This is a genomic window from Planktothrix sp., from assembly GCF_046067725.1.
In the GTDB taxonomy this organism is placed as follows: domain Bacteria; phylum Cyanobacteriota; class Cyanobacteriia; order Cyanobacteriales; family Microcoleaceae; genus Planktothrix.
This window is the reverse complement of sequence record NZ_JBJUDF010000005.1, coordinates 1-4,071: the sequence shown is the minus strand read 5'-3', so window position 1 is coordinate 4,071 and position 4,071 is coordinate 1. Positions and strand designations below refer to the sequence as shown.

Annotated in this window: 3 protein-coding genes; 1 reads left to right on the top strand and 2 read right to left on the bottom strand. The window is 34.0% G+C overall.

Annotated elements, in window-relative coordinates:
* Nucleotides 1-1,603, top strand: a 1,603-nt coding sequence (locus ACKPEB_RS00385; protein ID WP_408962779.1) for a response regulator, incomplete at its 5' end; no start/stop codon positions are given.
* A 21-nt stretch (nucleotides 1,604-1,624) separates the two neighbouring features.
* Here the strand turns inward: ACKPEB_RS00385 and ACKPEB_RS00380 are convergent.
* Nucleotides 1,625-2,077, bottom strand: a complete 453-nt coding sequence (locus tag ACKPEB_RS00380) for a response regulator (RefSeq protein WP_408962778.1) — start codon at nucleotides 2,075-2,077, stop codon at nucleotides 1,625-1,627.
* Nucleotides 2,078-3,591: 1,514 nt separating this feature from the next.
* Nucleotides 3,592-4,071, bottom strand: a 480-nt coding sequence (locus ACKPEB_RS00375) for a DNA-binding response regulator (protein ID WP_408962777.1), incomplete at its 5' end; no start/stop codon positions are given.

The following is a 4,071-nucleotide window of genomic DNA, read 5'->3' as shown; positions in this document are numbered from 1 at the left end:
TGATAAAGTTAAAATTAATTTCTCCGTTAAAGATACCGGAATTGGCATTCATCCAGACTTACATCCTCAAATTTTTAAACCTTTTTCTTCCGCTAGTTCTGTTACAAACCGTCAATATAGCGGCACAGGATTAGGACTCTCTATTTGCCGACATTTAGTAGAAATGATGGAGGGAGAAATTGACTTTGAAAGCTGTTTAGGTGAAGGGTCTACTTTCTGGTTTAATATAGAATTAATAAAAGCTGAATCCTCCATTTCACAAATTGTTCCAGAGTTAGAACAGGTCAAAATTTTAGTGGTTGATAGCAATCCTTTAGTTCGTGAATCTGTCTGTTCCTTCGCTTCTACTTGGGGAATTCGAGTTGATGAAGTAGAGGAGGAAAATACAGCATTAACCAGTTGGAAAACTGCCCTGGAACAAGGTGAACCTTATCAGGTGATTTTAATAGATTTACCGTTATTAAATCGAGAAGGTGTTAAATTAGTTCGTGCTTTACATGATTGTGATCAAAACAATCCCACCAAACTAATTTTAATGAGTAAGCTCAATCAACGTGATCGCGCGGAACAAGTAGTTAATTTAGGAGATGACACTTATTTATTAAAACCCGTCGCGCCTTTACGTTTTCTACAAACTTTGGTTCTAACCCTAAATCTGAAATCTCCTGCTATTTTAACCCGCTTACATCAGTGGCAGCAACAAACCCATCGCATAGAATCATTTCAAAATCGGGATCAACGGTTTAATTTACAATCCCATGCTCTGAAAATTTTGTTAGCTGAAGATGATCCGATCAATCAAAAAGTGATCTTAAGTCAACTCAAACTTTTAGGCTATGATGCCGATTTAGTCAACAATGGACAAAGTGTTTTAGAGCGGTTAACCTATAAGGATTACGATTTGATTTTAATGGATTGTCAGATGCCTATTCTGGATGGGTATGAAGCGACTCAACGCTTACGCCAGCATCCTGATATGATCCATCGACAACCCATCGTAATTGCACTCACGGCTAGTGCCATGTCTTCAGATCGAGAACGTTGCATAGAAGTGGGAATGGATGATTATGTCAGTAAACCTGTAGAATTAAATGCTCTAGGAAAAGTATTGCAGCGCTGGAGTTATTCTCGACTTTCAGCACCGAATTCTAATCCTTCATTTCTACATTCAGTCAATTCATCCCACCTATCTGTTACGTTTGCACCGGAAACCTCTACCTTAGAATCAAATCCTATGAGTGGCTTGACAATTGCCGAGAGTCCTGTCAATTTAGAACGTTTGAATCGTTTACTCAAAGGAAATCTTCAACTTCAACATAGGTTGTTACATTTATTCCTTGAACAAGCTCAATCTCGAATTCAAAATTTGCATCAAGCCATTATGAATCAAGATTTTACAACCATCAGGCAGCAAGCTCATGCCTTAAAAGGTTCCAGTTCTAGTGCGGCTGTCTTAGAAATTCCAGAAATTGCTAAACAGCTTGAAGATCTGGCGAAAGAACAAAATTTAGAAGGTGCGACAGAATTAGTGGAAAAATTACAACAGTGTTTGAGTCGAGTCCAAGTTTTTGTTCAAGAAAAAATTACCTTTCAATCGACTTAAGCTAGATTGAGTTCTAATCAACTAAGCTGATTTTTCACTGAACGTCGAACACCGGGGATGTTCAGTCTTTTTTTGTCTGAGTTTGATCATCAAATTAACTTGATTGAGAAGTTCATCAATATCAATCGGTTTATAAATTACACCATTCGCTTCTCCCTTAGATTCCTGTTTCACTTCAAAGAAACTACAAGCGGTCATGACTAAAATAGGAATAAAGGGTAATTCTGGATCTTGACGAACTTTGTGAATGACATCGTAGCCACTTAAACCCGGCATCATTACATCCACAACGATTAAGTCTGGGAGAGAATCCTTGACTTGATTTAACGCAATATAGCCATTTTCAGCGCATTTAACATCATAGCCTGCTCCTTGTAAAATCGCTTCTACTAAGAACAAAATATCAGGAGAATCATCAACGACTAGAATCGTCTTTGAGGGAAATGAATTAAAATTTGACCAACAGGTAGACATGAAATATAATTTGTAAAGAATTGAATCAGCTGTGATCTAACATTAAGAAAAATACGGGTATTTGCAAACAGAATAATCTTGGGGCTGTTGTCGGGGTCAGAGGAAAGAAAAAGATTTGATGGTCTAGGTTTCATCCTCTGTTTTGGATTCAACCACTCTGGCAACAGCCTGATTAACGAATAACAACCTTAAATTTTTTTGATTTTCTGGATATTAAAATCAATAACGGATTTTATTGTTTTAACATACCATTTCAATCGAGTTAATTTAAGTGGGTTTGTGAGTTAATCACATTGTAGTTTCATCGTAAACTGAAGCCAGAATAACCGTTATCTGTCTTACGATGTAAATTAATACATTGTGTTTTTTAAAAGAACAACAAGCTAAACCAGAGAAATTTCAAAGTTCAGTTTTTCTATTGATTTAGGTGACTTTTAACTTTTATTCCTCAGTTCGCTGAAGTCAGGAACTTTTTTTTGCGTCTAGCCTGATCTGGTAATAATTTTAACATGGCTATCCGTAATCTCATCAACAGGTTAATCTGCTATTGTCCTCAAATGTACCCTGCGGTAGAGGTAACTACGGAAGATGCTCGGTTATCCTTTGAATTAACACTGGCTTATGGGTTTAAGTGTCTTTTGTCTGCTGGTGAATTAGACAGACTCAAGATGGTATACGTTTGAATTGTAGTGGAGGATAGCAACCTAGCCTCAAAATTTAATCATTATTTCCAATTTTCTCTTGAAGTGAAAGGAATAGAAAATCGGTAATTAGGAACGAATCAAGGTTTCTGTACTCATTGACTCAACCTATTTAAGTTAATAAACTTTGCTATTTTTACAGATAAAAATAAAAAAATTCCTGATTTAAATTATGTTTTTTAATTTTGTTTAAGAGTTCAGATTGAATGGATATTTGATGTTTTTAAAATGTATACAACCTTAAATAAAAGATTAAAAAATATATTATATATACTCTAAAAATAAAACTACTTTTTAAATATAAAAATTTATAATAAACTTTTAATCGAGTTGAATTGTATTATAAATTAAATTTTAAATTAATTTTTAAAAACATCAAAATTTTAATTTTTTATATAGTGATTTATTCAATTAAATAATTGTTGAGAAATACAATTTTTTTAGGTTTAAACTATCTATTTTAATTTCAATAAGAGATCAAGCTATCAATGATATCCAGTCATTCAATCAAATATATCGCCCCATTGATTAGGGAATCAGCCGAGCCATTATAAGATAGACTATGATTTTAATATTGATGAGGAATATTTAAGTTAAAAACAAGATCATTGATCAGTATTTTAAAAAATACAAAAATACTGATCAATTTTAGCATTAATATATCCAGTAATTTATAGATATTTGTTATGAAATTTTTAACGAAATAAATTAATATTATAGTTAGAATGAAGAATCTTTTTTGGGTTGAATTTATAGATTAATAAAATATTTTTAGAAAATCCTTCACTCTAACCCAAAATCAATCAATACATCTTATCCAATCCAACCAGAACGTAAAGCTCTAACGGCTGCCTGGGTACGGTCATCAGCGCAAAGCTTATTTAGAATACTGCGAACATGAGTTTTAACAGTTCCCACCGTAATATAGAGTTTTTCTGCGATTTCAGCATTACTTCGTCCAGCAACAATTAATTCTAATACCTCCAATTCTCGTTCTGTCAAGGGGCAAGACTCCAGAAACTCTTGATATTCAGGTTCCACCGCATTAATTGTCACCGTTCTAATATCATTAGAAACCGGAATTTCCGTGGGTTTTTTCTTCGCTTGTTTGAGAACTGTACGAGCAATAACCGGATCAATCCAAGCATTGCCTTCAAAAGTTGTATAAATAGCATCCTTGAGTTTATCAATACTAACATCCTTAACACTATAGGAATCTGCACCTGCGGCAAAAGCTCCCATAACCGCATCATCATTATCGTGCATTGTTAATATCAAAACTTTTGTTTCTCG